Here is a 24,935-nt window from a genome sequence, read left to right on the forward strand (position 1 = left end):
AGTAATTCACTGGGAATTGCCTCTTTTATGCATTTTTCTTGTATTTTTTCATGTACGAGGCCCTATTTCTTTGCATTTTACGGCGGAAATGCTATAATTTCCTACAGTATGATATCCTTTTTATAAGGTTCATATAATAAAAATCACATTCATGTAACGATTCATTTTTTAGGAGGAATTCTTATGGCAAGAAAAATGAAAACCATGGATGGTAATCAGGCTGCTGCACATGCATCATATGCATTTACAGAAGTAGCCGCCATCTTCCCCATCACCCCTTCATCAGTTATGCCGGAGCATGTTGATGAGTGGGCAACAGAAGGCAGAAAGAACATTCTCGGTGAGACCGTTCAGGTAACTGAGATGCAGTCTGAGGCCGGTGCTGCAGGTGCAGTTCACGGATCACTCGCTGCTGGTGCTCTTACAACTACCTTCACAGCTTCTCAGGGTCTTCTTCTTATGATCCCTGATATCTACAAGGTTGCCGGTGAGCAGCTTCCTGGTGTATTTGATGTATCTGCACGTGCAGTTGCATCTCACGCACTTTCCATCTTTGGTGATCATTCAGACGTTATGGCATGCCGCCAGACCGGTGCTGCTATGCTTTGCGAGTCTTCCGTACAGGAAGTTATGGACCTTACACCTGTAGCACACCTTGCTGCACTTAAGGGACGCATTCCTTTCATCAATTTCTTTGATGGTTTCAGAACTTCTCACGAGATCCAGAAGATCGAAGAGTGGGATTATGAAGATATTAAGGATATGGTTGACTGGGAGTACATCGACGAGTTCAGAGCTCGCGCACTTAACCCTAATCATCCTGTAGAGAGAGGTTCAGCTCAGAACCCTGATATCTTCTTCCAGGCACGTGAGGCATCTAACCCTTACTACGATGCACTTCCTGCAATCGTTCAGGAGTACATGGACAAGGTTAATGCTAAGATCGGTACAGACTATAAGCTTTTCAATTACTATGGTGCAGCAGATGCTGAGCATGTAATCGTTGCTATGGGTTCTGTAAATGATACTATTGAGGAGACAATCGATTACCTTGCAGCTAAGGGCGAGAAGGTTGGTGTAGTTAAGGTTAGACTTTACAGACCGTTCTGCACAGACGCTCTTCTTAAGGCTATTCCTGAGACTGTTAAGCAGATCACTGTTCTTGACAGAACTAAGGAGCCCGGTTCTATCGGTGAGCCTCTTTACCTTGATGTTGTTGCAGCTCTTCAGGGCAGCAAGTTCCAGGGCGTTAAGGTATTCTCAGGACGTTATGGTCTTGGCTCAAAGGATACAACTCCTGCACAGATCGTTGCAGTATATAAGAATACAGAGAAGAAGAGATTTACAATCGGTATCAACGATGATGTAACATATCTTTCACTTCCTATCGGACCGGCTCTTGATACAACACCGGAAGGAACAGTAAACTGTAAGTTCTGGGGTCTTGGCGCTGACGGTACAGTAGGTGCTAACAAGAACTCTATCAAGATCATCGGTGACAACACAGATATGTACGCTCAGGCTTACTTTGATTATGATTCAAAGAAGTCCGGCGGTGTTACTATGTCTCACTTAAGATTTGGTAAGAAACCTATCAAGTCAACATACCTCATCAAGAGAGCAAACTTCGTAGCTTGCCACAACCCTGCATACATGACAAAGTTCAACATGGTACAGGAGCTTGTTGATGGTGGTACATTCCTCCTTAACTGTGTATGGAGCAAGGATGAGATCGCTGATCATATCCCTGGCCAGGTTAAGAAGTACATGTATGATCACAAGATCAACTTCTACATCATTAACGGTGTAAAGATCGGTATCGAGACAGGCATGGGTCCTACTCGTATCAATACAATCCTTCAGTCAGCATTCTTCACACTGACAGGTATCATTCCTCCTGCAGAGGCTAACAAGCTTATGAAGGATGCAGCTCAGAAGACATACGGCCGTAAGGGTGAGGATGTCGTTAAGAAGAACTGGGCAGCTATTGATGCCGGTGCTAACGCATTCGAGAAGATCGAGATTCCTGCAGACTGGGCTAATGCTCAGGACGAGGGACTTGAGTTCAAGGATAAGACAGAAGGTAAGAAGGAAGTTCTTGACTTCGTTAACAACATCCAGAACGCTGTTTCAGCACAGGAAGGTAACGGACTCCCTGTATCAGCATTCAAAGATTATGTAGATGGTACAACACCTTCAGGTACAGCTGCATACGAGAAGAGAGGTATCGCAGTTAACGTTCCTCAGTGGAATCCTGATAACTGTATCCAGTGTAACTTCTGTTCATATGTATGTCCTCACGCAGCTATCCGTCCGTTCGCTTACACAGCAGACGAGGCAGCAGCAGCTCCTGCAGGAGATGTATGCAAGGATATGACAGGTATGCCTGGTTACAAGTTCGGCATCAAGGTATCAGTTCTTGACTGTACAGGTTGCGGATCTTGTGCAAACGTATGTCCTGGTATGAAGGGCAACAAGGCTCTCGAGATGAAGCCTATCGCACAGGAGCTCGACAGACAGAAGTTCTTCGATTATGCTGAGAAGCTTCCTGAGAAGGACGAGGTTATCGCTAAGTTCAAGGAGACAACTGTTAAGGGATCACAGTTCAAGAAGCCTCTTCTTGAGTACTCAGGTGCATGTCCCGGATGTGGTGAGACACCTTATGCTAAGCTCATCACTCAGCTCTTCGGTGACAGAATGTACATTGCAAATGCTACAGGATGTTCATCAATTTGGGGTAACTCATCACCTTCTACACCTTACACAGTAAATGCTAAGGGCCAGGGTCCTGCATGGGATAACTCACTCTTCGAGGATAACGCAGAGTTTGGTTATGGTATGCTTCTTGCTCAGAATGCTATCCGTGGCAGACTTAAGAAGGAAGTTGAGGCACTTGCAGAGAAGGATGCATCTGTTAAGGATGTATGCCAGGAGTGGCTTGACACATTCGGTGTAGGTGCAACAAACGGTGCAGCTACAGATAAGCTTGTTGCAGCTCTTGCAGACAAGACTGATGATCTTTCAAAGGATCTTGTAAAGAATAAGGACTTCCTGTCAAAGAAGAGCCAGTGGATCTTCGGTGGTGACGGTTGGGCTTACGATATCGGATTCGGCGGACTTGATCACGTACTTGCTTCAGGCAAGGATATCAACGTTATGGTATTCGATACTGAGGTTTACTCAAATACAGGCGGACAGTCATCTAAGTCAACACCTACCGGTGCAGTAGCACAGTTTGCTGCAGCAGGTAAGGAGACAGGTAAGAAGGATCTCCCTGGTATCGCAATGTCTTACGGCTACGTATATGTTGCACATATCAACATGGGTGGTGATATGGCTCAGACAGTTAAGGCTATTACTGAGGCTGAGGCTTATCCAGGTCCATCACTTATCATTGCTTATGCTCCATGTATCAACCATGGTATCAAGAAGGGCATGGCAAAGGCTATGGAAGAGGAGAAGCTTGCACTTACAACAGGTTACTGGAATAACTTCAGATTCAACCCTAACGGCGGTGACAAGAAGTTCACTCTTGACTCCAAGGAGCCTGATTTCACAGGATATCAGGACTTCCTTAAGGGAGAGGTTCGTTACCTTTCACTTGGTCTCAAGAACCCTGAGAGAGCTAAGGCACTCGATGAGCAGAACCAGGCTGAGTCAGAGGCTAGATATGCACACCTTAAGAAGCTGAACGATCTTTACAATAACTAATAATTGAATAAAGTGAGTTTAAAGGAAGCCGGCGAAAGCCGGCTTCCTTTCGTATGCATCAGTCAACGTGGTGAGCCAACGGGGACGGTTCTATCCGGAAAGAACCGTCCCCGTTGGCTTAAATGATAACATGGTTGGAGTAATCTTTTTTCTGTGGTACTATTTAGCAGTGCATATGATATTGACCATCAAATAAATATATTTAAAAGCTGGTTTGAACGGCATATGTATGTTGGGAATAAACATTAAAAAATGGTTTATAGAGGAGTATATGAATAGCTATGAATTATGTAGATCAATATAAACTCTGGTGCGAGAAAGCAATTGGCGATAAGGACGTTGTGGCTGAACTTAATGCTATGACAGGAGACGATAGTAAAATAGAAGATGCCTTTTACCGTGATCTTGCTTTTGGTACAGGAGGACTTCGTGGAGTTATAGGTGCCGGAACAAACCGCATGAACATTTATACCGTTGCCAAGGCATCACAGGGTCTTGCGGATTATGTGATTAAGAACTTCAAGCCAGAGGATCGCAAGATCGCCATCAGCAGAGATTCCCGTATCAAGTCAGATATATTTGCCGAAATAGCGGCAGGAGTTTTTGCTGCCAATGATATCCGGGTATACATTTATAAAGATATCATGCCGACACCGTGCCTCAGCTTTGCGGTTCGCGAGCTTCAGTGTGCTGCCGGAATCATGGTGACCGCAAGTCACAATCCTTCAAAATATAACGGATATAAGGTTTATGGTGCTGACGGATGCCAAATCACTACAGAAGCTGCCGAACAGATTCTGACAGAAATAGAGAAACTGGATATCTTCCGTGATGTCAAAAATGCTGACTTCAGGGAAGCTATGGAAGCAGGAAAGATCAGCTACATAAGCGATGAAGTTTATACCAAATTCATAGAAGCAGTTAAGAGCCAGTCGGTACTTACGGAGGAAGATAAGGTAAACAGAGATCTTGCCATAGTTTATTCGCCATTAAACGGTGCAGGTCTTAAACCCGTAACAAGAGCCCTTACGGAAACCGGCTTTACGAACATCACAGTTGTAATGGAACAGGAAATGCCTGATGGTAATTTCCCTACCTGTCCTTACCCAAATCCCGAGATCAAAGAAGCCATGGCCCTCGGTATGGAGTATGCCGCCCGTAATCAGGCTGACCTTCTCCTTGCAACAGATCCCGACTGCGACCGCTGCGGTATCGCAGTTAGAAATGACAAGGGAGAATATGTACTCCTTTCCGGAAATGAAACCGGAATGCTGCTGCTTGACTTTATATGCAGCCAGAGAGTAAAGGCAGGAACCATGCCTGAGAATCCTTTGATGGTAAAAACTATAGTTACCATCGATATGGCTGAGCGTATTGCGGAAGATTACGGTGTAAAGACCATCAATGTTCTTACAGGATTCAAATTTATCGGCGAACAGATAGGAAAGCTGGAGGCAAAGAGCGAAGAGAACAGATACATTTTCGGTTTTGAAGAGAGCTATGGATATCTTACCGGCTCCTATGTAAGAGATAAGGACGCGGTTGACGCTGCCTTCATGATCTGTGAGATGTTTGCCTTCTACAGATCAAAGGGAATCGGACTCCTGGATAAACTTAACGAACTCTACGAAAAATACGGCTTTGCCCTGAACACACTTCACAGCTACGAGTTCGAGGGTTCTGCAGGCTTTGCCAAAATGCAGGCGATCATGAAGCATTTCCGCGACGCCTATAACAGCAAAGAACTTGTATCCTTCGCCGGAAAGAAAATCGAAAAACTCCTTGATTATTCTGAAGGTCTTGATGGGCTTCCAAAGTCAGACGTTCTTAAATTCCTGCTTCAGGACAACTGTTCCCTGGTAGTACGCCCTTCAGGCACAGAACCCAAGGTCAAAGCCTACATCTCAGTCAGCGCTCCAAACCTTGCTGCAGCCACTGATGAGGAAAATAGAATAACAGAGGAACTTCAGAACTACTTCAATTAACAGCAATGTAAAATCATAAGGACTGTTCCGGCAGTCGGGGGTAACAGTTCGGTCAAGGTTCTGGTTTATCCAGGACCTAGCTGAACTTGTTACCCGTGTAAATAAATAGAACATGTAAGAAAATGCAAGGGATGGGTGGCTAGGCTTGCGGGTTGAAAGAACAGACGGTACATTCATGTACGAACCGGATGCACGTCAGTGCAGTCGGGGCGAACATGAATGTGCCGGATGTACTTTTCAATCCCGTGGGCCGTCACCCATCCCTTGCATTTTCTGGCCGGTCAGCCATTTTCTTTCCGGTTTTCGCTACCTTCTTGCCGAATCACCCCTTTACGTGATAAGATATATAAGTTAACTTATGTCTATTTTTCAGAATAGGTGGTTTTAATGAGAAAAATAATAGTGGCAGTGGTTGGCCGTCCTAATGTAGGAAAGTCAACATTGTTCAATCTGATCGCAGGAAAGCAGATCTCTATCGTAAAAGATACCCCGGGTGTTACAAGAGACAGAATCTATGCTGATGCGGAATGGCTTAATTATAAATTCACATTGGTTGATACAGGAGGAATCGAACCGGACAGTAAAGATATCATTTTGTCGCAAATGAGATCCCAGGCGCAGCTTGCCATAGATACGGCAGACGTCATCATATTTGTGACAGACGTAAGAACCGGCTTAGTGGATGCTGATTATGAGGTAGCGGATATGCTCCGTAAATCAGGTAAGCCCATAGTTCTCTGCGTCAACAAGGTCGACAGCTTTAAAAAGTATGGCGATGATATCTATGAGTTCTACAATCTGGGACTCGGTGATCCTTTCGGTGTCTCGTCGGCTAACCAGATGGGAGTGGGAGACCTTCTTGATGAGGTTGTCAAAAATTTCCCTGCTAAAGTCGGAGATGAGGAAGAGGATGATTCCATAAAGGTAGCATTGATCGGAAAACCGAATGTAGGAAAGAGCTCTGTGGTCAACAAGCTTTTGGGACAGAACAGAGTTATAGTTTCCGACATTGCCGGAACCACGAGAGATGCCATAGATACAAAGATCGTACATAACGGAAAAGAGTATACCTTTATCGATACCGCAGGACTTCGTCGTAAAGGAAAGGTTACAGATGATATAGAAAGATACTCAGTCATTCGTACAGTGTCGGCTGTAGACAGAGCTGACATCTGTCTTGTGCTTATTGATGCTACCCAGGGAATAACAGAAGGGGATGCCACCATCGCCGGTATTGCTCATGAATCCGGTAAGGGTGTTATTATCTGTGTCAATAAATGGGATGCGATCCAGGATAAAACCGATAAGACCATCAATGAGTTTACCGCAAAGCTGAAGGAAAAGTTTGCCTACATGCCATATGCGGAGTATCTGTTCATTTCGGCTGAAACAGGTCAGAGGTTGAATAAAATCTTCGACCTGGTGGATCAGGTGAGAGAGAACCAGACCATGCGTATCCGTACCGGTGTTCTCAATGAGATCATGACCCGTGCGACTGCCATGAAGCAGCCGCCAAGTGACAAGGGCAAGAGACTTAAGCTGTTCTACATGACACAGACAGCGGTAGAACCGCCTACATTCGTTATTTTTGTAAATGATGTTCAGCTTATGCATTTTTCCTACACAAGATATATCGAGAATCAGATCAGAGATGCCTTCGGGTTCAAGGGAACCCCGCTTAAGTTCCTGATCCGTGAAAGAAAAGGCGGGGAAGAAGAATGATGGATATTACACATATTGTGATTGCTATTGTTGTAGGGTATCTCTTTGGTAATATTCCCAGCGGATATCTTTACGCAAAAGCTCATGGAGTCAATATATTCAAGGTTGGATCCGGAAATCCCGGAACCACCAACATTTCCAGAACATTTGGAAAAAAAGCCGGAGCAACTGTACTTCTTATGGATATGGCTAAGGCCATAATACCAATTCTTTTCCTTAATATGTTATGGAAGCCTGCGACCTTTGACGAAAGCGCGCTTATAACGCTGCTTACCGGAGCCGGAGCTGTGCTGGGTCATGACTTTCCTTTTATTCCGAAACTGAAGGGCGGAAAGGGCATAGCTACTTCCTGGGGACTTATCCTGGCTTTTGACTGGAAGCTGGGAATAGTACTTATTCTGATATTTATCCTGGTAGTAACCGTTACCGGATATGTAAGTGTCGGGTCAATTACAGCGTCAGCAATGTTTTTTATATTAACAGCATTGTTTGGACGCATGGGTTTACTCAGGTTTTCATCAGAGATATATCCTTTGGTATGCGGCATTACTTTTGTTATGTCTGCACTTGCTATATGGCAGCATAGAAGCAACATTGACCGCCTTATGAAGGGTAAAGAAAGTAAATTTCATTTTAAAAAGTGACACAATGGCGGGAGAGCTCATAAATGTGTAAGGGTTATTGACCTGCACCATATTATGGCGATTCCCGCCATCATTTAATTAAAGGGGAAATATTTATGAAGACAGCGGTAATAGGTGCCGGCACATGGGGCACTGCTTTGGCGATTCTTTTGGCTCACAACAACCATGAGACAGTTCTCTGGACCAGATCTCTGGAGAATGCTGAGACAATGGAGGTGAGCAGAAAACATAAAAATTTACCTGATGCGGTGTTGCCGCAGGGCTTGAAGGTTACCTCGGATATGCAGCAGGCGTTACAGGACAGAGACATGATAGTTCTTGCTGTTCCTTCCATATATATCAGGGAAACTTCGAAGAAGATGTCCGGCTACATACGTCAGGGTCAGGTTATAGTGTCTGTTGCAAAAGGCATTGAAGCTGATTCCTTAAAGACCATGACTGATGTCATAGAGGAAGAAATACCCCAGGCGGATGTGGCGGTGCTGTCGGGACCGAGCCATGCGGAAGAGGTGTCAAGATTTATTCCCACAACCATAGTTACAGGAGCAAGAACCGAAAAAACTGCCAGATTTATCCAGGATACTTTCATGTGTGACTGCTTCAGGGTTTACATTAATCCGGACATAAAGGGTATCGAAATCGGAGGCGCTCTCAAGAATGTGGTTGCTCTCGCTGCGGGAATAGCGGACGGTCTCGGTTACGGAGACAACAGCAAGGCAGCCCTTATCACAAGAGGCATCGCTGAGATCACTAGGCTTGGTGTAAAAATGGGATGTGACATAGAAACCTTCCAGGGACTCAGCGGAATAGGTGATCTGATAGTTACCTGTGCCTCCATGCATTCCAGAAACCGAAGAGCCGGAATACTTATAGGTCAGGGAAAATCCTATAAGGAGGCCATGAAGGAAGTGGGACAGGTTGTCGAGGGTGTATATGCATCCAGAGCGGCATTGCAGCTTGCCGAAAAGTATAATGTGACCATGCCTATAGTTAGTGAGATAAATCAGGTATTGTTTGAAAACAAGTCTCCTGAAAAAGCTGTTGAGGATCTCATGATGAGGGACAGAAGGCTGGAAAATCAGGGGCTTTGCTTCAATAAATAAGACAATCGGATTTTTTGTCGTATTCAGGCATAAAATCAACACATTTTGGCAAACGAATCATCCTCTGAGGCAGTCAAAACAGATATAGAGAAATCAAGTAACGGGTTCAAGCTTCAACTTATATCGCACATAACCGCAGGTTATCGAAAGAAAAATTGATTTGCTTTTTTGTTATAAAAGCAATTGACTTTCGATAGCCTGTTTTTTATAATCAAATAAAGGTTTTCAGTATCAGATATTTGGACTTATGGGGTTACGTAGGGCGTGTCTGATCAGTATGGAATGAACCGGAGGCCGGTTCTAAAAAGAAGACTTAGGAGGAGAATAGTAATGAAAAAAGTTTTAAGTGCTGTACTCGCAGGTGCTATGGCAGCTTCACTTGTTGCCTGCGGTTCTTCATCAACAGGAACAACAGCAACAACAGCCGCAGCTTCAGGAGATAAGGCAGAGACAACAGCAGCCGCTGCTTCTAATGACGGCGGAGCCGCTGCCTCGTCTGACCTTACATGGAAGTTCGGTTCACAGGGACCTCTTACAGGCGGTGCTGCAGTGTATGGAACAGCAGTTGTCAATGGCGCAAAGATCGCTATTGATGAGATCAACGAGAACGGCGGAATCAATGGCTATCAGGTAGAACTTCAGACAGCTGATGATGAGCATGATCAGGAGAAGGCTGTTAATGCTTACAACTCATTAAAAGACTGGGGAATGCAGGCACTTATCGGACCTACAACTTCGGCTCCGACCATCGCAGTAGGTGCTGAGGCAGTTAATGACAATCTCTTCATGCTTACACCTTCAGGTTCAGCGGTTGATTGTACAAACACAGCTAATGCTTACAGAGTATGCTTCTCGGATCCTGCACAGGGTGCCAAGTCAGCACAGTACATCGGAGAGAACAAGCTTGCTACAAAGGTAGCTATCCTTTATGATTCATCAGATGTTTACTCAAGCGGAATCTATGAGTCATTTGCTTCAGAGGCACAGAATTACGGAATCGAGATCGTAGATACAGAGCAGTTTACAGCAGATTCAAAGACAGATTTCTCTACACAGCTTCAGAAGATGCAGGCATCAGGCGCAGAGCTGGCATTCCTTCCTTTCTACTACACAGAGGCAGCTCTTGTACTTACACAGGCCGACACAATGGGCTATAAGCCGATTTTCTTCGGTGTAGACGGTATGGACGGAATCCTTGATGTTGAGAATTTCGACACATCACTTGCAGAGGGACTTATGCTTCTTACTCCGTTTGCGGCTGATGCAACAGATGATGCGACAGTTAACTTCGTAACAAAGTATAAAGAAGCATTCGGCGGAACACCGATCCAGTTTGCTGCAGATGCTTATGATGCTGCATATATCATCAAGGCTGCTATCGAAGCAGGAAACCTTACACCGGATATGTCAGTTGACGCCATCGGTGCAGGTATTGAAGAGCAGATGAAGACTCTTAAATATGACGGTATAACAGGTTCAGGAATGACCTGGGATGAGAAGGGCGATGTTGATAAGGAGCCTAAGGCAGTAGTTATCAAGGACGGCGCTTACGTATCAGCTGAATGATAAATATGGAGCAGGGAAGCTTCCTGGTATTCTAACTTGATAGGTTTTAAGCATAAAGGGTTGCTTTTAAAAAAAGCAGCCCTTTAAATGTGTGATGATATTTTTGCGAAAGATTATTATTACGCGGGTACATGTCGATGAATAGACATGATGATTTTGAACGATGAGGTGGCAAAGATGATGAGTTTTATTTCATATCTTCTTAACGGACTGAGCCTTGGGTCAGTGTATGCTATTATCGCTCTTGGATATACCATGGTATATGGTATCGCCAAGATGCTGAATTTTGCACATGGTGACATACTGATGGTGGGCGGATACACGGCTTTTATAGCACTTAATTCCATGGGACTCCCTATACCTGTGGCAGTGCTGGTCAGCATGGCGGTCTGTACATTACTTGGTATCACCATTGAGAAGGTTGCATATAAGCCTCTTCGTCAGGCAAATTCATTATCCGTGCTTATTACAGCTATCGGTGTATCTTACCTTCTTCAGAACCTTGCGCAGCTTATCTTTACCGCAAATCCAAAGAGCTTCAGCTCCTTTGTGCCGCTTAAGCCGGTGAAGCTTGCAGGAGGACAGCTTACCATATCCGGAGAGACTATCGTTACGATCGTAACCTGTATCATCATAGTTACAGGTCTCGTGACTTTTATCAATAAAACAAAAGCCGGTCAGGCTATGCTGGCTGTTTCGGAGGATAAGGGTGCAGCTACCCTTATGGGTGTGGATGTTAACGGAACCATTTCCATGACCTTCGCCATAGGATCAGCTCTTGCTGCCATAGGCGGTATTCTTCTTTGCTCCGCATACCCTACACTTACTCCGACCACAGGTGCCATGCCCGGTATCAAGGCATTTGTAGCTGCGGTTCTGGGAGGCATCGGCTCTATCCCCGGTGCATTCATCGGCGGAATAATACTTGGTGTTTTGGAAAATCTTGCAAAGGCATATATATCTTCAAAGCTTTCGGATGCAATCGTGTTTTCTGTTTTGATCATCGTTCTTCTCGTGAAGCCTACAGGTATACTTGGTAAGAAAATCATGGAGAAAGTGTGAGATAGTATGGATAAAGTTAATGTTGAAAAACAGAAAATCTTTCGCAGCAATCTGATTACTTTCGGTATGGTGATCGCTGCGTATATCGTTGTTGAGGTAATGATGAAGACCGGGAACATCACCTCCCTTCTGAAGGGACTTCTGGTTCCTCTCTGCATTTATTCCATACTTGCGGTGAGTCTCAATCTGGTGGTAGGTATCTCCGGAGAGCTTTCTCTCGGTCATGCCGGATTTATGTGTATAGGAGCCTTTACCAGTGCAACCTGGTCAATGCTTATGAAGTCATCATCCATGCCGGATGGGGTAAGGTTTTTTATCGCTATACTTATCGGTGCTGTATCTGCTGCATTTTTTGGATTCCTCATCGGTATTCCGGTTCTGAGACTTAAGGGAGATTATCTTGCCATAGTTACACTTGCTTTCGGTGAGATCATAAAGAATCTGGTTAATGCCCTTTATTTTGGCGTGGATGCAAAGGGACCTCATTTTTCTCTTGAGGACAGTATGCATCTCAATATGGATGGCGGAACCATTATCATCAAAGGTGCACAGGGTATAACCGGTGCTCCCAAAAATTCAAATTTCACAATAGGTGTTATATTACTGCTTATTGCTTTATTCATTATCCTGAATCTCATAAACTCAAGGACGGGACGTGCCATAATGGCCATCAGAGACAACAGAATAGCGGCCGAGTCAGTAGGACTTAATATCACAAAGTATAAGCTTCTGGCATTTACAATTTCTGCGGCTATCGCAGGAGTTGGCGGTGTGCTTTACGCACATAATTTGAGTTCCCTCCAGGCTCTTCCCAAGAACTTTGGTTATAATCAGTCCATTATGATCCTTGTATTTGTGGTAATGGGCGGAATCGGAAATATCCGGGGTTCTGTCATAGCGGCAGTTGTTCTGACCCTCCTTCCGGAGTTGTTGAGAGGCCTCAGTGATTATCGAATGCTTATATATGCTGTGGTTCTTATTTTTATGATGCTGTTTACATCGGCACCGGCTTTCATGCAGTACCGTGAGCGTATTATGACGGCATTACATGGTAAAAATAAGGGCGGAAAGGAGATGGATTGATATGGCTGCATTACTTAAAGTAGACAGTCTTGGTATTTCCTTTGGCGGATTAAAAGCTGTAGATAAGTTTAATGTTGAAATCGAAAAAAACGAGCTTTACGGACTGATCGGACCTAACGGTGCCGGAAAAACCACTGTATTCAACCTGTTGACCGGAGTATATAAACCTACAAACGGGCAGATAACCCTGGATGGAGACAACATTACCGGACTTGACTGTGAGGCTATAAATAAGAAGGGCATAGCCAGAACCTTCCAGAATATACGTCTTTTTTCTCAGCTATCCGTTTTGGATAATGTTAAGGTGGGACTTCATAACAACCATACTTATTCAACCCTTGACGGAATTTTTCGTACACCTAAGTTCCGCAAGGTGGAAAAACAGATGGATGAGAGAGCTCTGGAGCTTCTGAAGGTTTTCGAGCTGGACGGATATTGCGATTATAAGGCTTCAAATCTTCCTTATGGTCAGCAGAGAAAGCTTGAAATCGCCAGAGCCCTTGCAACAGATCCGAAGCTGCTTCTCCTTGATGAGCCGGCAGCCGGAATGAACCCCAATGAAACCGAAGAGCTTATGAATACCATACGTCTCGTAAGAGATAAATTCGACATGACGATCCTTCTGATAGAGCATGATATGAAGCTTGTTTCCGGTATCTGCGACAGATTAACAGTTCTTAATTTCGGACAGGTACTTAAGCAGGGACTGACTCAGGATGTTCTGCATGATCCTGAAGTTATAAAAGCATATCTTGGTGATTAAGGAGGGAAACTGATGAGTATAATGTTAGATGTTAAGGATCTGAACGTATATTACGGTGTGATCCATGCGCTTAAAGGCATTTCCTTCCATGTTGACAAAGGTGAGATAGTAACTCTTATCGGTGCAAACGGAGCCGGAAAAACCACCACACTTCAGACTATAACGGGACTGATACCGGCCCGCTCCGGAAGCGTTATGTATAACGGAAAAGAGATCATCCATACACCGGGACACCAGCTGGTGGCTGACGGGCTTGCCCATGTTCCTGAGGGGAGAAGAGTTTTTGCAACTCTTTCGGTTTACCAGAACCTGATGCTCGGAGCCTACACCCGTAAGGATAAAGAGGGCATTGAAGCCACTCTCAGAACGGTGTATGAACATTTCCCCAGACTGGAAGAGCGTAAAAATCAGATGGCCGGAACGCTTTCCGGAGGTGAGCAGCAGATGCTTGCCATGGGAAGAGCTCTTATGAGTAATCCTGAGATGATGGTTCTTGACGAGCCCTCCATGGGACTTTCACCTATCTATGTAAATGAGATCTTCAACATCATTGAGAAGATCCACGACTCAGGCGTTACGGTGCTTCTGGTAGAGCAGAATGCCAACAAGGCCCTGTCCATTGCTAACCGTGCTTACGTGCTTGAGACCGGAAATATCACCATCGAGGGTAATGCTCAGGAGCTTGCGAATGACCCCAAGGTCAAGGCTGCTTATCTTTCGGAATAATTATCGATAATCAAATATAGAAGCATGGAATTCAAAAAGTTCTGTTGGTATAATAATGTTATATTGACAGGACTTTTTTATTTGCTCTATCAGGTTTTTGTGAAAACATGACGGCAGTGTCAAGCCTTTACAAAGAGGATTTAAATTGGCTGACGTTCCAGATTTGACCGGAGGTGACTATGAAACTTTACTTTATCGGAGCTGATCATGAAGTAACCGGTTCATTACATTATCTTCATGCAGTGGGATTAAAGATCATGATTGACTGCGGCATGCAGCAGGGGACGAAGCATTATGAGAATGCTCCCCTGCCGGTGAAATATTCTGATATTGATTACATACTTTTGACACATGCCCATATCGACCATTCCGGTATGATTCCATATGCTTACAAGAACGGCTTTAACGGAACGGTAGTTACCACAAGGGCAACGGAAGACCTGGTTAGCATAATGCTCAGGGATTCGGCACATATACAGATGCAGGAGACTGAGTATAAAAATCGTAAGGGTCAAAGAGCAGGGGCTGACAAAGTGGTTCCTATCTATGATCTCAATGACGTAAATGGAGTACTGGAGCATTTTCGCGGTGTTGACTACAATGAAGTTGTGGAGCTTGGGGACGGAGTTAAGATTCGGTTTATAGATGCCGGACATCTGTTGGGATCTGCGTCCATTGAGGTTTTGATAAATGAAAACGGAATTTCGAAGAAGATAGTGTTCTCAGGAGATCTGGGTAATTTTGATAAACCGCTTATCAGGGATCCGCAATACATTCATGATGCGGATTATGTGGTAATGGAATCCACTTATGGAGACAGGTTCCATGATAAGAGCGTTAATCACATTGATGATCTTGTGAAGATAACCCAGAGAACCCTGGACAGGGGCGGTAATGTGGTAATGCCTGCATTTGCGGTTGGACGTACTCAGGAGCTTCTGTACCTGTTCAGACAGATAAAGCAGGATAAGCTTGTAACGGGACACGGGGATTTTCCTGTTTATGTAGACAGCCCTCTGGCAGTTGAAGCAACTCATGTGTTTACTCAGAATCTTTCGGACTGCTATGATGATGCCACAAGAGAGCTTGTCATGAAGGGTATAAATCCTATATCCTTTAAAGGACTTAATCTCCTGATCACTTCCGAGGAATCCAGATACATCAATTATGACGAGACACCAAAGATTATTATCTCCGCATCCGGAATGTGTGATGCCGGCCGTATCAGGCACCATATCAAGTACAACCTCTGGAGACCTGAGTCCACAATAGTTTTTGCGGGATATCAGGCTGAGGGAACCCTGGGGCGCGTGCTTGTAGACGGTGCAAAGACTGTCAGGATATTTGGAGAGGAGATTGTGGTCAGGGCAGAGATCGCCCAGATGGCGGCGATGTCTTCACACGCTGATCAGGATGGTCTTATAGACTGGATATCTGCGTATGATCTCAATAGGCCGGACAGAGTTTTCCTTGTTCACGGTGATGATGGCGCCATGAAGACATTGGCTTCACTTATATTTGAAAAGCTTGGTTATAAAGTTGACTGCCCATATTCCGGATCCGTTTTCAATCTTGCAAACGGTAAGTGGGAATTTGAGGGACAGCCTGTCCGTGTGGTTAAGGAAGCGGAGTATTCTTCCAGCGGCATACCCGGAAGGAGAAAGATATCTGACGCGGCATATGACAGACTTATGTCTGCGTACAATAAGCTTCTTACGGCTGTCAGGGCAAATTACGGCGGAACCAACAAGGATCTTGCAAAGTTCACCGACCAGATACTGAATCTCTATGACAAATGGATGAGATGATAAAACATGCACAATAGAATTTCGAAAAAAACACTTTGGGGGATAATGGTGCTCACTTTGGTGTGCACCATTATTACTTTGGGATTAAGAATATATCTTAAGGACAGACTCGATTCTTTCGAGATGGAATCTGTAGCGGAGACACTTCCGCATGAAAAAGAAGAACAACTCATATTTACGGCTATTGAGGAAATCAGTGAACCTGAAGAAGAGCTCCTGGAAAAATATAATTCCCATTTTGATGAGCTGGATACTCTTTATGAAAGGATATCCACTCTGGAACAGGATGAATCTCTTAAAGATAATTACCAGAAGATAGCGGATCTCTGGGATCATGAATTGAAGGCTCTTGGGAATGATATAATAGCCAAGATGCCGGAGGGGGAGAAAAAAGCATTCTTTGACGGTGAAAACACTTTTCTGGTTTCCAGAAACCATGAGTGTATGAAAACTGTGGGGCATAATAAGGTTAGCATTCAGGAAAGAATAGATTATCTCGACAGGTATATCACGGTGACACGGGAACACTGTAAGGACCTCATCAAAGAATATACGTCCTATCTTGCAACTTAAAATGTGCTGTGGTATATTTTACGGGTTAACGAACTGTGTAAGTCTGCCCAAAGACAAGGACTTATACGGAAAAAACAGCCTAATCGGCAATATAGTTTAGAAATAACGAGGAGATAACAAGAATGCAGTACAGAGGCGTAAATGAATTACGTGAACTGTTCCTTAGCTTCTTTGAGGAGAAGGGATGCTTACGCTTAAACAGTTTCTCACTGGTGCCACACAATGACAATTCATTGCTTATTATAAATTCAGGCATGGCGCCTATGAAGCCATGGTTTACCGGGCAGGAGATTCCGCCGAGACGCAGAGTGACAACCTGCCAGAAGTGTATCCGTACAGGTGATCTTGAGAATGTTGGTAAGACTGCCCGTCATGGCACATATTTCGAGATGCTCGGAAACTTCTCGTTTGGTGATTACTTTAAGAAAGAAGCTATTCCATGGGCCTGGGAGTTCCTTACGGAGAGAGTCGGACTCGATCCTGAGAGACTTTATCCTTCAGTTTATGTGGATGACCAGGAAGCTTATGATATATGGCTTAACGATATGCATATTCCTGCCGAGCGCATTTATAAGTTCGGAAAGGAAGATAACTTCTGGGAGCACGGTTCAGGCCCTTGCGGTCCCTGCTCAGAGATCTACTATGACCGTGGAGAGAAGTATGGCAACGGTCCTGAGGATGTAATGGGTGGAGAAGGCGACCGTTTCATGGAAGTATGGAACATCGTATTCAGCCAGTTCAACAATGACGGCGAGAACCATTATACAGATCTTGCACAGAAGAACATCGATACAGGTATGGGTCTTGAGAGACTTGCAGTAGCTGTTCAGGATGTTGCATCCATCTTTGATGTTGATACACTTAAGAGTCTCAGAGATCTTATCTGCGAGATCGCAGGAGGAATCGAGTACGACAAGCCCGAGACACATGAGTCTGACATTTCTGTTCGTATCATAACAGATCACTCACGTTCCATGACCTTTATGATCTCAGACGGTATCATGCCTTCAAATAACGGAAGAGGTTATGTACTCCGCCGTATCATCCGTCGTGCAGTACGTCACGGAAGAAAGCTTGGAATCAAAGGTTCATTCCTGCCTACACTTGTTGAGAGGGTTATCGAGACCTCAAAGGACGGTTATCCTGAGCTGGATGAGAAGAAGGACTTCATTCTCAGCGTAGTTAAGGCTGAGGAAGAGAAGTTCGAGAAGACCTATGAGCAGGGTATGGAGATTCTTGAAGAGATGGAAGCGGCACTGTCTGCATCTGGCGAGAAGGTGCTTTCAGGTGAGGACGCATTCAAACTTTATGATACATATGGATTCCCTGTTGACAATACCAAGGAGATCCTTGAGGAGAAGGGCTTCACAGTAGATGAAGAGGGCTTCAAGGCTGCCATGGAGAAGCAGAAAAAGCAGGGACGTAAGGACAGACTCGAGTCCGGTAAGATGTCAGAGTACAGCGGACATGCTGCAACAGTATATGACGAGCTTGATCCTGAGATCAGCTGTTCCTTTGATGGCTATAACAAGCTTGAGATGGAGAGCAAGGTGGTTTCAATGGTTTCTCTCGGTGAAGAGGAGGCTGTTGTTGAGGCTCTTTCAGATGGTGAAGAGGGTGCTATCATTACTGAGACTACTCCTTTCTACGGAACCATGGGCGGTCAGGTAGGCGATACCGGTGTTATCGTTCTCGGAGAAGCTTCCGATGATGAAGCTGCAAAGCTTGGTAAGGGTGCCGCAGTATTTGAAGTTAAGAAGACAGAACATATCGGTGGAAACAAGATCGCACATATCGGTGTGATGAAGAACGGTATGATCAAGCTTAATGATACAGTTACTCTTAAGGTTGATGCTTCAAATCGTATGGATACCTGCAGAAACCACTCTGCAACACACCTTCTTCAGAAGGCGCTCCGTGAAGTTCTCGGAACTCATGTAGAGCAGGCAGGTTCTTTCCAGGATGCAGGCAGAACCAGATTTGACTTCTCACACTTCCAGGCTATGACCAAAGAAGAGCTCAGGAAGGTTGAGGATATCGTTAATGAGAAGATCCGTGAAGGACTTTCCGTAAGAACAGATATCATGACTCTCGAAGAGGCTAAAAAGTCAGGAGCTATGGCGCTTTTCGGTGAGAAGTACGGTGCAGAGGTAAGAGTTGTACGTATGGGCGACTTCTCTGTAGAACTTTGCGGTGGTACTCACGTTGAGAACACACTTCAGATCGGTCAGTTCAAGATCGTAAGTGAAGCCGGTGTTGCTGCCGGTGTAAGACGTATCGAGGCTCTTACAGGCGAGAATGTACGTAAGTATTACGAGAACCTTGAGAAGGAGATCAATGCTGCAGCAGAGCTGGTTAAGGCTACACCTGCAACTCTTGCGGATCATATCAAGTCCCTTCAGAAGGAACTTAAGGATCTTAAGAGCGAGAACGAAGCCCTTAAGAGCAGGGAAGCAAAGAATGCGCTCGGCGATGTAATGGACAATGTTACAGAAGTTAACGGCGTTAAGTTCCTTGCGGCTCATGTTGCCGGAGTAGATATGAATGAGCTCCGTAACCTTGGAGATGACCTTAAGGCTAAGCTTGGTGAAGGAGTAGTACTTCTTATCTCTGATAAGGATGGCAAGGTATCCATGGTTGCCATGGCTACAGATGCAGCTGTCAAGGCAGGTGCTCACGCAGGAAACCTTATCAAGGCCGTTGCTCCTATAGTAGGAGGCGGCGGTGGCGGACGTCCCAATATGGCTCAGGCCGGTGGTAAGGATGCTTCCGGGATCGATGAGGCTGTTAAGAAGGCCGGTGAAGTTATCAGGGAGCAGATTAAATAAAGATTGAAATCCGTGAGGATTTTAAGGTATAATACAGGGCGCTGATCATCATTTCGATATAAAACTTTAATTTCATTAAGGTTTTGCTTGACGAATTGAGATCATGTGTTATAATTATCCAGAGTTTGTACCCGAAGGGAGGTTTGGGTTTCAGCATGTCAAATGTTATCGTAAAAGAGAACGAGTCTCTTGACAGCGCTTTACGTAGATTCAAGAGAAACTGCGCTAAGGCCGGCATTCAGCAGGAGATTCGCAAGAGAGAGCATTACGAGAAGCCATCTGTAAGACGTAAGAAGAAGTCTGAGGCGGCTAGAAAGCGTAAGTTCAACTAATCGTAAATAGATTATTTAAAAAGTGTAGCCCTGATTCAGAAATGAATTGGGGCTTTCTTCATACTTTGGATTTGAAGGTTTGAATTGTATTTCATAGACCGGAGGAGCAGTATTTGGCTACAGTAGAAGCAATTATGGATATTCCTATGGAACACGAACAGAATGTTCTGGGCCAGTTGGATATGAATATAAAGAAAATAGAGAGATCGTTCAATGTAACCATCATAGACCGGAACGGTGTGCTTAAGATCATAGGCGACGAGGCAGATACAGACAAGGCGAAAAATGTAATCAAAAAGCTTTTGCAGCTGAGCCAGCGTGGCAATACCATCACAGAGCAGAATGTAGATTATGCCATATCCCTGAGTTTCACTGAAAAAGTAAGGGTTAATGATATCGTTGAGATAGACAAGGATATACTGGCAAGGACAGCATTGGGAAAACCTGTAAAACCGAAAACCATCGGACAAAAGGATTATGTTGATGCTATCCGTGAAAATATGATCACTTTTGGTATAGGACCTGCGGGAACCGGAAAAACCTACCTTGCCATGGCTATGGCTATCACGGCTTTCCGTCAGCAGGAGGTGCAGCGTATCATTCTGACAAGACCGGCCATTGAAGCAGGCGAAAAACTGGGATTTCTTCCGGGAGATCTCCAGTCAAAGGTAGATCCATATATGAGACCGGTTTATGATGCCCTTTATTCCATCATGGGCGCAGAGCAGTACCAGTCAAATTCCGAGAAAGGGCTTATCGAGGTTGCCCCGCTTGCTTATATGAGGGGAAGAACACTGGACAATTCCTATATCATTCTTGATGAGGCCCAGAACACTACACCTGCACAGATGAAGATGTTCCTTACCCGTATCGGCTTTGGATCAAAGGTTGTGGTGACAGGCGACCTTACCCAGAAGGATCTTGAGGAAGGCAAAAAATCCGGTCTTGAGGATGCCATGCGTGTTCTTAAAAATGTGGAAGGCATAGAGTTTATAGAGCTTACAAGTGCGGATGTTGTGAGACACCCTCTTGTACAGCGTATAGTCAATGCCTATGAAAAGGATGAAGAAAAACGCGCCAGAAGAGCAAGACAGCATGAAATGTCACCGAGAAATTATGGTGAGCAGAGAAATGAAAACAGGCACAGGGACTGAAAGATAGAGTATGTGTTTTGGCATGATCAGGATTAGTCCGAAAATGTAAGGGGATACGATGCGGAGAATTGATTTAAGAGGGGACAGGAATGACTGTTAATATAGATTTTGAGGTTGAAAAGCGGCTTGATCTGCAGTTCGAAGATATAATCAATGAGATCATCGAGGCTGCCATTACATACGAAAAATGTCCGTATGAATGTGAGATAAGTGTTGTTATCACGGATGATGAGGGTATCCATCAGTTAAATAAAGAAGCAAGGGGTATAGATTCACCTACGGATGTACTTTCTTTCCCCATGGTTGACTGGGAAACCCCGGCGGATTTTGAAGTTATAGACGAAGAGGATTCAGATATCTTTAATCCTGATTCCGGAGAACTGCTTCTCGGGGATATCGTTCTCAATCAGAACCGGATAGAGTCCCAGGCAGAAGAATACGGGCATACAGAGCGAAGAGAACTTGCATTTTTAGTGGCTCACAGTATGCTTCATCTTTTTGGTTACGATCATATGGAAGATGACGAGCGTGTGGAAATGGAAAGACGCCAGAAAGAAATATTGGAAGGAAAGGGCTATTTCAGATGAGTGGTCAAAGAAGAAACTCGAATATCGGAAATAACAAAGGCAGGTTTTCGAGATCACAGAATATAAGATCAAGAAATACTGTCAATTCGGGCTTTGACAGAAACAGACGAAACAATTTCATCGTTCAGGGATCTCTTCTTGCGGTGGCAAGTATTGTAGTCAGGATCATCGGAATGGTGTACCGTGTGCCTCTTACCGCAATCATAGGAGATGAAGGAAACGGTTACTATACAAGTGCGTACAGCATTTATACCTTACTCCTTATTCTGTCCAGCTTTTCCATGCCCACGGCTGTTTCAAAGATCGTTTCCGCCAATATGGTAAACGGTAACTACAGGAATACCCACAGAGTACTGAAAACAGCATGCTATTATGCAACGATAGTTGGTTTTCTGATGTTCTGCATGCTGTGGTTCGGAGCTGATTTTATTGCAGAGGCATTCCTTAAGAAGCCTTTCTGTAAATTCGCGCTGAGAGCTCTGGCTCCCACTGTGTGGATCATGGCTTATCTCGGAATCCTGAGAGGTTATTTTCAGGGCAGCGGAAACATGGTGCCCACGGCAATCTCTCAGATACTGGAGCAGATCCTGAATGCCATTATTTCTATTCTTGCTGCCGGTATTTTGTTTAAGAAGGGTGCAGCTGCCAATGTCATCTATCAGAGCGATAAATACAGTACGGCATTTGGTGCTGCCGGTGGTGCCATCGGAACCGGTGCAGGAGCACTTACGGCTCTTGCCTTCTTTTTGGTTCTTTACAGTTCCCAGATGCATGAAATGCACAGGAATATACGAGAGGACAGAAGCCGTGTGGACAGCTACGGCACCATAGGCTTGCTTCTTGCAGGAACCATGCTTCCGATCCTTATATCATCAACGGTTTACAATATCTCATCGGTTATTGATGATTCCATATTCGGAAACATTATGACTTATCTCGGAAAGGCAGAGGATATCGTAACCCAGTGGGGGGTTTTCGGAGAATATCATATCCTTTTCAACATTCCCGTAGCTTTGTCCAATGCTTTGTCATCGTCGCTTATCCCTAGTCTTACCAGAGCCGTTGCGGAGCATAATCGCAGGGATACGGTTTCAAGAGTACGATACAGTATCAGATTTACGATGCTGATCGCCATCCCGGCGACGGTGGGACTTTGTGCATTGGCTGACCCTATATGCCGCATGCTATTCCCGGGAAAAAATGTGGGACTTCTTATAATGCTCACAAGGATAGGTTCTGTGGCAGTGGTTTTCTATTCGCTGTCAACTATCAGCAATGCCATACTTCAGGGACTTGGTCATCTGAGCGTCCCATTAAAGCATGCTTTGATATCTCTTGTGATACATATAGCCTGTCTTATCGCCCTGCTGTTTACGGGAATGGGTATCTATGCGGTGGTTATTTCAAATATAGTCTTTGCTTTCATGATGTGTTTTCTTAATCAGCTGGCTATCAAAAAGCATGTAAGGCTAAGCTATGGTGTGAGGGAGACTTATGTACTTCCGATCATAGCAGCTGCCGTAATGGGTATCTCAGCTTTCACCTGCTCCATGGGAATCCGTATGGTTCTTCCGGAGGCTCTGAGATACGGACGTATAGGCTCTGTTATAGAGGTTGCACCATCAGTGGTTATAGCAATAGTGGTTTATTTCGGACTTCTTATAAAGCTGCATGCATTCACCGCAGAAGATCTTGATAACATGCCTATGGGCGGAAGGCTCAAGAGATTTGTACACTGATGTAAGTCTCATTTGTTTGAGTCATTGGTCATCTATTAAGACATGAGGTACCTCAGCTTGACGTGTTAAAAGGGATGACTGCAGGTTCCGGCAAAATCTTAGACCTGTTCTGTGGAGGTAACAGTTTGAGTAAAAAAAACAATTTAACGGATAACGGAACAGTGGATGTGGCGGTGGTAGGTGCCGGTGCGGCAGGGATGATGGCCGCCATTGAAGCATCACGTGCCGGTGCGAAGGTGCTTTTGATCGAAAGGAATCAGGAACCCGGTAAAAAGCTTGCCACCACAGGAAATGGAAGATGCAATTACACAAATCTTGATATGGAAAACCTTGTGGGAGGAAAGTACAGGGGATGTAATCCTGAGTTTTCTGAAACTGCCCTTGAGAGTTTCGGGCCGGAACAGGCAGTGGAATGGTTCCGGGGTATAGGCATTGAGCCCAAATACAGAGGAACCTATGTGTATCCGAATTCCGATCAGGCTTCCTCCGTGGTGACAGCTCTTTGGGATGAGGTTGTTCATTCAGGGGTGCAGGTTATTTTTGATACCCTTATCAGAAAGATAAGGAAAGAGAACTCAGAGATTGGAAATACCTCAAAAAATGGACATGATTTTTCGTGTGGAAATTCAGAAAAAAACAATGGAGAAAAATCCGGAGGATTTTTGCTTGATATTGAGGGTAGTGACAGGGTGATAAGAGCGAAAAAGCTCATTCTTGCCACTGGTTCAAGGGCTGTTCCAAAGACCGGATCCACCGGAGACGGATATGTCTGGGCAAAGGCCATGGGACATACATTGGTACCACAGGTGCCCGCTCTTACAGCGGTAAAATGTAAGGGCAGCCACTATAAGAATATGGCAGGAGTAAGAACCGATGCGAAGCTTTGTGTCAGGGTGGGCGGCGAAACAGTTGCTGCCGAAGAAGGAGAGCTTCAGCTCACGGATTACGGCATTTCAGGCATACCGGTTTTTCAGATATCGAGACACGTTGCTTATGGACTCAGGGATGGTAAAGAGGTATCGGTATATATAAATTTCCTTCCGCATATTTCGGAAAAGAAGGAAGAAATAATTGAGTTTTACAAAGAACGTGCGGAGAGACTGGCATATAAAGAAATGGGAAGCTTCTTAACAGGTCTTCTGAATCAGAAGCTTGGAAACACCATTTTGAAGCTTGCAAATATTGACAGTAAGCTTTCGGTTTCAAAACTTTCGGATAAACAATTGAAGGCTCTTGGCGCCCTGACGGTGAGTTTCAAGGCTGAGTGCATGGAGGTGAATCCTTTTGCCAATGCCCAGTGCGCAGCAGGAGGCATTAACACTGCAGAAGTGGATCCCCATACCATGGAGTCGAAGCTTGTGAAGGGGCTTTACTTTGCGGGTGAAATCCTGGATATCGACGGAATCTGCGGAGGTTACAATCTCCAGTGGGCCTGGAGCTCAGGGTTTATTGCGGGTAATGCGGCAGCGGGTTGACCCTGTCGGGAAAGGCAAGTTGAGTTTTAATTCCGGATATGCCCGGATCGTACATAAATAAAAAGTATAAAGGA

General features: G+C 44.8%; 18 protein-coding genes. All 18 read left to right on the forward strand.

All coding sequences use genetic code 11. The annotated features are described in order from the left end of the window. Positions 1 to 183: 183 nt before the first annotated feature. The 18 genes from nifJ (at position 184) to G625_RS0104695 (ending at position 24,861) form a co-directional block, all read left to right on the forward strand. Positions 184 to 3,711: a pyruvate:ferredoxin (flavodoxin) oxidoreductase gene (gene nifJ / locus G625_RS0104610; RefSeq protein ID WP_029200171.1), complete on the forward strand. Its 3,528-nt coding sequence runs from the start codon at positions 184 to 186 to the stop codon at positions 3,709 to 3,711. 281 nt (positions 3,712 to 3,992) lie between these two features. Further along, positions 3,993 to 5,696, forward strand: coding sequence for a phospho-sugar mutase (locus G625_RS18380; RefSeq protein ID WP_044931609.1), 1,704 nt, complete (start codon positions 3,993 to 3,995; stop codon positions 5,694 to 5,696). A 387-nt stretch (positions 5,697 to 6,083) separates the two neighbouring features. Further along, positions 6,084 to 7,418: a ribosome biogenesis GTPase Der gene (gene der / locus G625_RS0104620; protein WP_029200172.1), complete on the forward strand. Its 1,335-nt coding sequence runs from the start codon at positions 6,084 to 6,086 to the stop codon at positions 7,416 to 7,418. After that, positions 7,415 to 8,062 carry a glycerol-3-phosphate 1-O-acyltransferase PlsY gene (gene plsY, locus G625_RS0104625; RefSeq protein ID WP_242826592.1) on the forward strand — a complete coding sequence of 216 codons (648 nt, stop codon included), beginning with the start codon at positions 7,415 to 7,417 and terminating at the stop codon, positions 8,060 to 8,062. The genes der and plsY overlap by 4 nt, the downstream gene beginning before the upstream one ends. A gap of 95 nt (positions 8,063 to 8,157) precedes the next feature. Then, positions 8,158 to 9,165, forward strand: a complete 1,008-nt coding sequence (locus tag G625_RS0104630; protein WP_044931611.1) for an NAD(P)H-dependent glycerol-3-phosphate dehydrogenase — start codon at positions 8,158 to 8,160, stop codon at positions 9,163 to 9,165. Between the two features lie 330 nt (positions 9,166 to 9,495). Then, a complete protein-coding gene (locus tag G625_RS0104635; protein ID WP_029200175.1) occupies positions 9,496 to 10,731 on the forward strand; it encodes an ABC transporter substrate-binding protein in 1,236 nt (411 codons plus the stop codon). 180 nt (positions 10,732 to 10,911) lie between these two features. After that, positions 10,912 to 11,793, forward strand: a complete 882-nt coding sequence (locus tag G625_RS0104640) for a branched-chain amino acid ABC transporter permease (protein WP_029200176.1) — start codon at positions 10,912 to 10,914, stop codon at positions 11,791 to 11,793. Positions 11,794 to 11,799: 6 nt separating this feature from the next. Then, positions 11,800 to 12,876, forward strand: coding sequence for a branched-chain amino acid ABC transporter permease (locus G625_RS0104645; protein ID WP_029200177.1), 1,077 nt, complete (start codon positions 11,800 to 11,802; stop codon positions 12,874 to 12,876). 1 nt (position 12,877) lies between these two features. Then, on the forward strand, positions 12,878 to 13,639 hold the full coding sequence (locus G625_RS0104650) for an ABC transporter ATP-binding protein (RefSeq protein WP_029200178.1): 762 nt from the start codon (positions 12,878 to 12,880) through the stop codon (positions 13,637 to 13,639). A 12-nt stretch (positions 13,640 to 13,651) separates the two neighbouring features. Continuing rightward, a complete protein-coding gene (locus G625_RS0104655) occupies positions 13,652 to 14,365 on the forward strand; it encodes an ABC transporter ATP-binding protein (protein WP_029200179.1) in 714 nt (237 codons plus the stop codon). A gap of 173 nt (positions 14,366 to 14,538) precedes the next feature. Beyond that, a complete protein-coding gene (locus G625_RS0104660) occupies positions 14,539 to 16,173 on the forward strand; it encodes an MBL fold metallo-hydrolase RNA specificity domain-containing protein (RefSeq protein WP_029200180.1) in 1,635 nt (544 codons plus the stop codon). A gap of 6 nt (positions 16,174 to 16,179) precedes the next feature. Beyond that, complete coding sequence (locus G625_RS0104665; RefSeq protein ID WP_198014857.1) at positions 16,180 to 16,746, forward strand: hypothetical protein; 567 nt, start codon at positions 16,180 to 16,182, stop codon at positions 16,744 to 16,746. Between the two features lie 122 nt (positions 16,747 to 16,868). Beyond that, positions 16,869 to 19,574, forward strand: a complete 2,706-nt coding sequence (gene alaS, locus G625_RS0104670) for an alanine--tRNA ligase (protein ID WP_029200182.1) — start codon at positions 16,869 to 16,871, stop codon at positions 19,572 to 19,574. 155 nt (positions 19,575 to 19,729) lie between these two features. Beyond that, positions 19,730 to 19,906: a 30S ribosomal protein S21 gene (gene rpsU / locus G625_RS0104675; protein WP_005539624.1), complete on the forward strand. Its 177-nt coding sequence runs from the start codon at positions 19,730 to 19,732 to the stop codon at positions 19,904 to 19,906. Between the two features lie 113 nt (positions 19,907 to 20,019). Next, positions 20,020 to 21,060 carry a PhoH family protein gene (locus G625_RS0104680; protein WP_029200183.1) on the forward strand — a complete coding sequence of 347 codons (1,041 nt, stop codon included), beginning with the start codon at positions 20,020 to 20,022 and terminating at the stop codon, positions 21,058 to 21,060. Positions 21,061 to 21,149: 89 nt separating this feature from the next. After that, positions 21,150 to 21,647, forward strand: a complete 498-nt coding sequence (gene ybeY / locus G625_RS0104685) for an rRNA maturation RNase YbeY (protein WP_029200184.1) — start codon at positions 21,150 to 21,152, stop codon at positions 21,645 to 21,647. Further along, a complete protein-coding gene (locus G625_RS0104690; RefSeq protein WP_084152757.1) occupies positions 21,644 to 23,386 on the forward strand; it encodes a putative polysaccharide biosynthesis protein in 1,743 nt (580 codons plus the stop codon). Before ybeY ends, G625_RS0104690 begins: the two co-directional genes overlap by 4 nt. A 125-nt stretch (positions 23,387 to 23,511) precedes the next feature. Then, positions 23,512 to 24,861: an NAD(P)/FAD-dependent oxidoreductase gene (locus G625_RS0104695; RefSeq protein ID WP_049895713.1), complete on the forward strand. Its 1,350-nt coding sequence runs from the start codon at positions 23,512 to 23,514 to the stop codon at positions 24,859 to 24,861. Positions 24,862 to 24,935 lie beyond the last annotated feature (74 nt).

The sequence above is a fragment of the Oribacterium sp. NK2B42 genome, from assembly GCF_000424445.1.
Lineage (GTDB): Bacteria > Bacillota > Clostridia > Lachnospirales > Lachnospiraceae > Oribacterium.

Coding starts and splice junctions, on each gene's coding strand:
- der (WP_029200172.1), top strand. CDS start 6,084: ATGAGAAAAATAATAGTGGCAGTGGTTGGCCGTCCTAATGTAGGAAAG.
- nifJ (WP_029200171.1), top strand. CDS start 184: ATGGCAAGAAAAATGAAAACCATGGATGGTAATCAGGCTGCTGCACAT.
- G625_RS0104655 (WP_029200179.1), top strand. CDS start 13,652: ATGAGTATAATGTTAGATGTTAAGGATCTGAACGTATATTACGGTGTG.
- G625_RS0104665 (WP_198014857.1), top strand. CDS start 16,180: ATGCACAATAGAATTTCGAAAAAAACACTTTGGGGGATAATGGTGCTC.
- G625_RS0104690 (WP_084152757.1), top strand. CDS start 21,644: ATGAGTGGTCAAAGAAGAAACTCGAATATCGGAAATAACAAAGGCAGG.
- ybeY (WP_029200184.1), top strand. CDS start 21,150: ATGACTGTTAATATAGATTTTGAGGTTGAAAAGCGGCTTGATCTGCAG.
- rpsU (WP_005539624.1), top strand. CDS start 19,730: ATGTCAAATGTTATCGTAAAAGAGAACGAGTCTCTTGACAGCGCTTTA.
- G625_RS0104630 (WP_044931611.1), top strand. CDS start 8,158: ATGAAGACAGCGGTAATAGGTGCCGGCACATGGGGCACTGCTTTGGCG.
- G625_RS0104650 (WP_029200178.1), top strand. CDS start 12,878: ATGGCTGCATTACTTAAAGTAGACAGTCTTGGTATTTCCTTTGGCGGA.
- alaS (WP_029200182.1), top strand. CDS start 16,869: ATGCAGTACAGAGGCGTAAATGAATTACGTGAACTGTTCCTTAGCTTC.
- G625_RS0104645 (WP_029200177.1), top strand. CDS start 11,800: ATGGATAAAGTTAATGTTGAAAAACAGAAAATCTTTCGCAGCAATCTG.
- plsY (WP_242826592.1), top strand. CDS start 7,415: ATGATGGATATTACACATATTGTGATTGCTATTGTTGTAGGGTATCTC.
- G625_RS0104635 (WP_029200175.1), top strand. CDS start 9,496: ATGAAAAAAGTTTTAAGTGCTGTACTCGCAGGTGCTATGGCAGCTTCA.
- G625_RS0104640 (WP_029200176.1), top strand. CDS start 10,912: ATGAGTTTTATTTCATATCTTCTTAACGGACTGAGCCTTGGGTCAGTG.
- G625_RS18380 (WP_044931609.1), top strand. CDS start 3,993: ATGAATTATGTAGATCAATATAAACTCTGGTGCGAGAAAGCAATTGGC.